This is a genomic window from Rhodovulum sp. (assembly GCF_011048875.1).
GTDB lineage: Bacteria > Pseudomonadota > Alphaproteobacteria > Rhodobacterales > Rhodobacteraceae > Rhodovulum > Rhodovulum tesquicola.
The window spans coordinates 1-3,760 of sequence record NZ_DSDD01000295.1 but is presented as its reverse complement, the minus strand read 5'-3'; the positions used below and the strand labels follow the sequence as shown (position 1 = coordinate 3,760).

Annotated in this window: 4 protein-coding genes; all 4 read right to left on the bottom strand. The window is 64.9% G+C overall.

Annotation, left to right across the window (positions count from 1 at the left end):
* Nucleotides 1-691: 691 nt before the first annotated feature.
* Nucleotides 692-1,552, bottom strand: coding sequence for a metal ABC transporter permease (locus tag ENN83_RS10300; RefSeq protein WP_287186670.1), 861 nt, complete (start codon nucleotides 1,550-1,552; stop codon nucleotides 692-694).
* Complete coding sequence (locus ENN83_RS10295; RefSeq protein ID WP_287186667.1) at nucleotides 1,549-2,292, bottom strand: metal ABC transporter ATP-binding protein; 744 nt, start codon at nucleotides 2,290-2,292, stop codon at nucleotides 1,549-1,551. Before ENN83_RS10295 ends, ENN83_RS10300 begins: the two co-directional genes overlap by 4 nt.
* Entirely contained in the window at nucleotides 2,289-3,110 is an 822-nt protein-coding gene (locus ENN83_RS10290; RefSeq protein WP_287186665.1) for a metal ABC transporter solute-binding protein, Zn/Mn family, read from the bottom strand. Before ENN83_RS10290 ends, ENN83_RS10295 begins: the two co-directional genes overlap by 4 nt.
* A 56-nt stretch (nucleotides 3,111-3,166) precedes the next feature.
* Nucleotides 3,167-3,760: TonB-dependent receptor domain-containing protein (locus ENN83_RS10285; protein WP_287186662.1), on the bottom strand; the 594-nt coding region annotated here is incomplete at its 5' end.

The window sequence follows — 3,760 nt, the reverse complement described above, 5'->3', positions numbered from 1 at the left end:
GGGGCCTAAAGTCCTTCGGAGAGCGCATCGCCGCGGTTCGCCATTGTCGCTCGGACCAATGGCGCTCCAATGGCTCACCCCCGACCGCCAAACCGCCGAAATCCACATCCGCGTCGCACTCATGAACCGCTTCAATGCTCTCGGCACCGCCGAGATCGTTCGCGTGGCCTGAACCTGAAGGGGAAAGAGGCCCTCGCGTCGAAGGCCGCCTTTCTGCAACAATGCCAACCGGATCGGCCAGTTCCTGAAAGCCTGATTCGACCCCGGGATCTTCGACCGCCTCCAGGCCATGGCCCCCCAGCCGCCCAGTTACTATGGGCGGTCTCCGGACCTTCGCCGCTCATGCCAGCCATGAATGCGGCAGCCGATGGAGCGGACATTACAAGATGCCCCTGCCGTCCTTCCTTCCGCACCGCAGCGAGGTGGCTCCGAGCCCTCTTTTACCGGATGATGCACCGTTCCCGAGCGGCAGCAATGCTCAGGAAGCGTCCAGGCAGGATCTCGACCGCAGAGTATGAGGCAAAGGCTTGCACCACCAAAGATCGGAAGTTCGCCAAGTGGTCAAGCGCTGCGGCGCAGCTATTCCAGACCGGACATTCGCCGCCCGCAAGGATCTCGACAAGGTGTTATGGGTCTGGAGACAGAGATGCAGATACCCCGGCGCCTGTCGGGCGACGAAGGGTGGCGCGGCTCACGACCCGTTTCTTGTCGATTCAGACAGTGCCGGACGTCCTTGTGCCCCTCTGACGCGCCACCTCAACCCCATCGACAAGCCGAACAGCCCGGTTGCGGCAAGGATGATGGTCGGGCCGGCGGGCCAGTCGAGCCAGATGGATTGGGCAAAGCCCAGCCCGATGGCCGCCAGCGCCGAAGCGGTTGCCAAGGCCACCATCATGCGCATGTCACGCGCCCAGTGGGCCGCGATTGCCGCAGGCAGGGTCAGCAGCGCAAGCACAAGGATCAGCCCGACCACCTGGATCAGCAGCACCACCGCAATGGCGATCAGCACCAGCAACAGCCGGTTCAGCGCCTCGACCGGCAGACCGCGCAAGCGGGCAAATTCCGGGTCCAGGCTGATGGCGATCATCGGGCGCCACAGCACGACAAGCGTTGCCGCGACAATGGACAGCCCTGCCCCCATGAACCACAATCTGTCCGGCCCGGCGGTCAGGATCGAGCCGAACAGGAAGCTCATCAACTGCACATTGTATCCCGGCGTGCGGGCGATGAAGAGAACCCCGATCGCCATGCCGACCGCCCAGACCGCACCGATCAGCGCGTCTTCATGCCCGCCGCCGTCAGAGTGGCCGCGCCCCTCGATCCAGCCGATCAGAAACGCCGAGAGGATCGCAGCAGGCAAGGCTCCGATCTCGGGAGAATAGCCGAAATAATAGGCCGCCCCCAGCCCTGCCAGCGCCGAATGGGCCACCGCCCCGGCCAGAAAGGCCAGCCGACGCACCCGCACGAACGGGCCGATCAGCCCGCAGGCCAGCGCCGAGATCACCCCCGCCATCACGGCCCATCGCATGAAGGCATAGGCAAGAAGGCTCACAATCCTACCTCCCGCCGCGCACAATGGGCCGGGCGTTTGAAAATCTGTTCTGCAAGATCAGCCGCAGAGGCGTGGCGCGCGGCCTCCCATACCGACCCCAGCACGCAGAAAACCCGATCCGAATGGGCCGCGATCTGCGCCAGGTCATGCGATACCACGATGACCGGCACGCGCTGACCCAGACCGCACAGCAGTTCAAACAATCGTTCAGCGTGGTCCAGATCGACGCTGGCCGTCGGCTCATCCAGTAACAGCATGTCAGGCTCGGTGGCCAGCGCCCGCGCGATCAGGCCGCGCTGAAGCTCGCCGCCCGACAAGGCACTCAGCGGGCGCCCGGCCAGATCCGAAAGGCCCATCCGGGCCAGGGCTGCATCCACCCGCGCCTCTTGCCCCCGGTCGGGCTGGCGCCAGAGCCCAAGCCCCGGCACCAGACAGGCAGTGGCCACCATGCCCCGCAGGCTGATCGGAAACCCGCGATCGAACCCGGCCGCCTGGGGCACGAACCCCAGGCGCGGTGCTGCCCTGGCAGGCGATTGCCCCAGCACCTGCACAGCCCCCCGGCTGACCGGCAAGCGCCCGGTGATCACGGACAGAAGGGTGCTTTTGCCGCCGCCATTCGGCCCGACCACGCCAATAAGACCGGCGCCGTCGATCCGCAGGGTGACGTCTTTCAGCACCTCGCGCCCGCCGCGATGGACCGTTACATTGTCGATCTGCAATGCCGGGGTCGCACGGGTCATTGGAAGGCCGCAACGAACGCGTCTGCAACCGTCGCAATGGTTTCGATCGGATCAGGGGCAAGCACGTCCAGCGTGACCACCTCTCCGCCGATCTCGGCCGCGACGGTCCGGGCTTCTTCGGTGCTGAGCTGGGCCTGCACGAAGATCACGCGGATATTCTCGGCGCGGGCAGAGGCGACAGCGTTCGCAATTGTTTGTGGACCCGGCTCCATTCCCCGCTCCTCAATCGCGATCTGGCGCAGACCATAGGCATCGGCCAGATAGCCAAAGGCGGGATGGAAGACAAGGAACGCCTTGCCGGCATGGGGTGCCAGCTTTTCACGGGCCTCGGCATCGACAGCATCAAGCCGGGCCAGCCAGGTTTCGGTATTCGTGGCGAAATCGCCTGCGTGATCGGGTGCCACGGTGCTGAGCGCATCGCGTATCGCCATGGCCATGTCGCGCAATTGTGCCGGACCCGTCCAGATATGCGGATCGGGCAGTTCCTTGCCTCCGCGCGGATCTGTGCCGGTGATCGTCCTGACCTTGACATGATCAAACATGCGCACAATCGGCAGATCGGGGTTCGCGGCCTGAACCTGGGGCATCCAGTTGCGTTCATGCGGAATACCCATCGCAACATAAAGCGCAGAGTCCTGCAACGCCGCCGTCTGCCTGGGCGACATTTCAAAGACTGCCGGGGGCGCGCCCGGCGGCACCAGAACCGTGGCTGACACATGATCACCGCCAATGGCCTCGACCATGGTCTGAAGCGGCAGGATGCTTACGACGACCGACAGGTCAGGCTCGGCCGCATACAGCGGGGCGGCCAGTGTCACGGCAAGGACGGGGGCAAGCAAAGAACGAAGGGATGGTATTTTCATTTCATGCTCTCCTAGAAGCGGATGATTGCCCTGGCCCAGAGGCTGCGGCCGGGGGCGGTGGGGTTGAACAGGAAGGGGTTGTCGGTATCGCCGCGCTCGATCAACGGGACATAGGCCTTGTCGAAGACGTTCTCGACGCCCACGCTGAAGCTGGTATTTTTCCGCGGCGTCCAGTTGGCCGCAAGATCCAGCGTGCCATAGCCCGCCCCGAGCGCGCCGCCGGAGCCATTGCCATCGGCGCCCGAGCCAGTGGATATATCGTCATCCAGACGTGACTGGCTGGCCACAAGGTGCCATGTCCCTTCGAACAAGACCTGCCCCCCCTTCCAGCCGAGCTTCAGCGCGGCCTCGGCCGGCGGGATCTGGGCGATGGCGCGGTCGTCGGTGGTGTTCTGGCCATAGGTCAGCCAGATTTCGGCCCCGGCATAGACGCCGTTCTTCCATTCGTAGGTGGCCGCCCCTTCCAGCCCGCCAATGAAGGCATCGACGTTGCGATAGATATTGCGGTTGTCACTCACCAGGATGCCGGCCTGGCCGCGGGCGCGATCCCCGATGATGAAATCCCTGGCCCAGTCGGCATAGGCCCGGCCTGCCAGCGTCCAGGG

Coding starts and splice junctions, on each gene's coding strand:
- ENN83_RS10295 (WP_287186667.1), bottom strand. CDS start 2,292: ATGACCCGTGCGACCCCGGCATTGCAGATCGACAATGTAACGGTCCAT.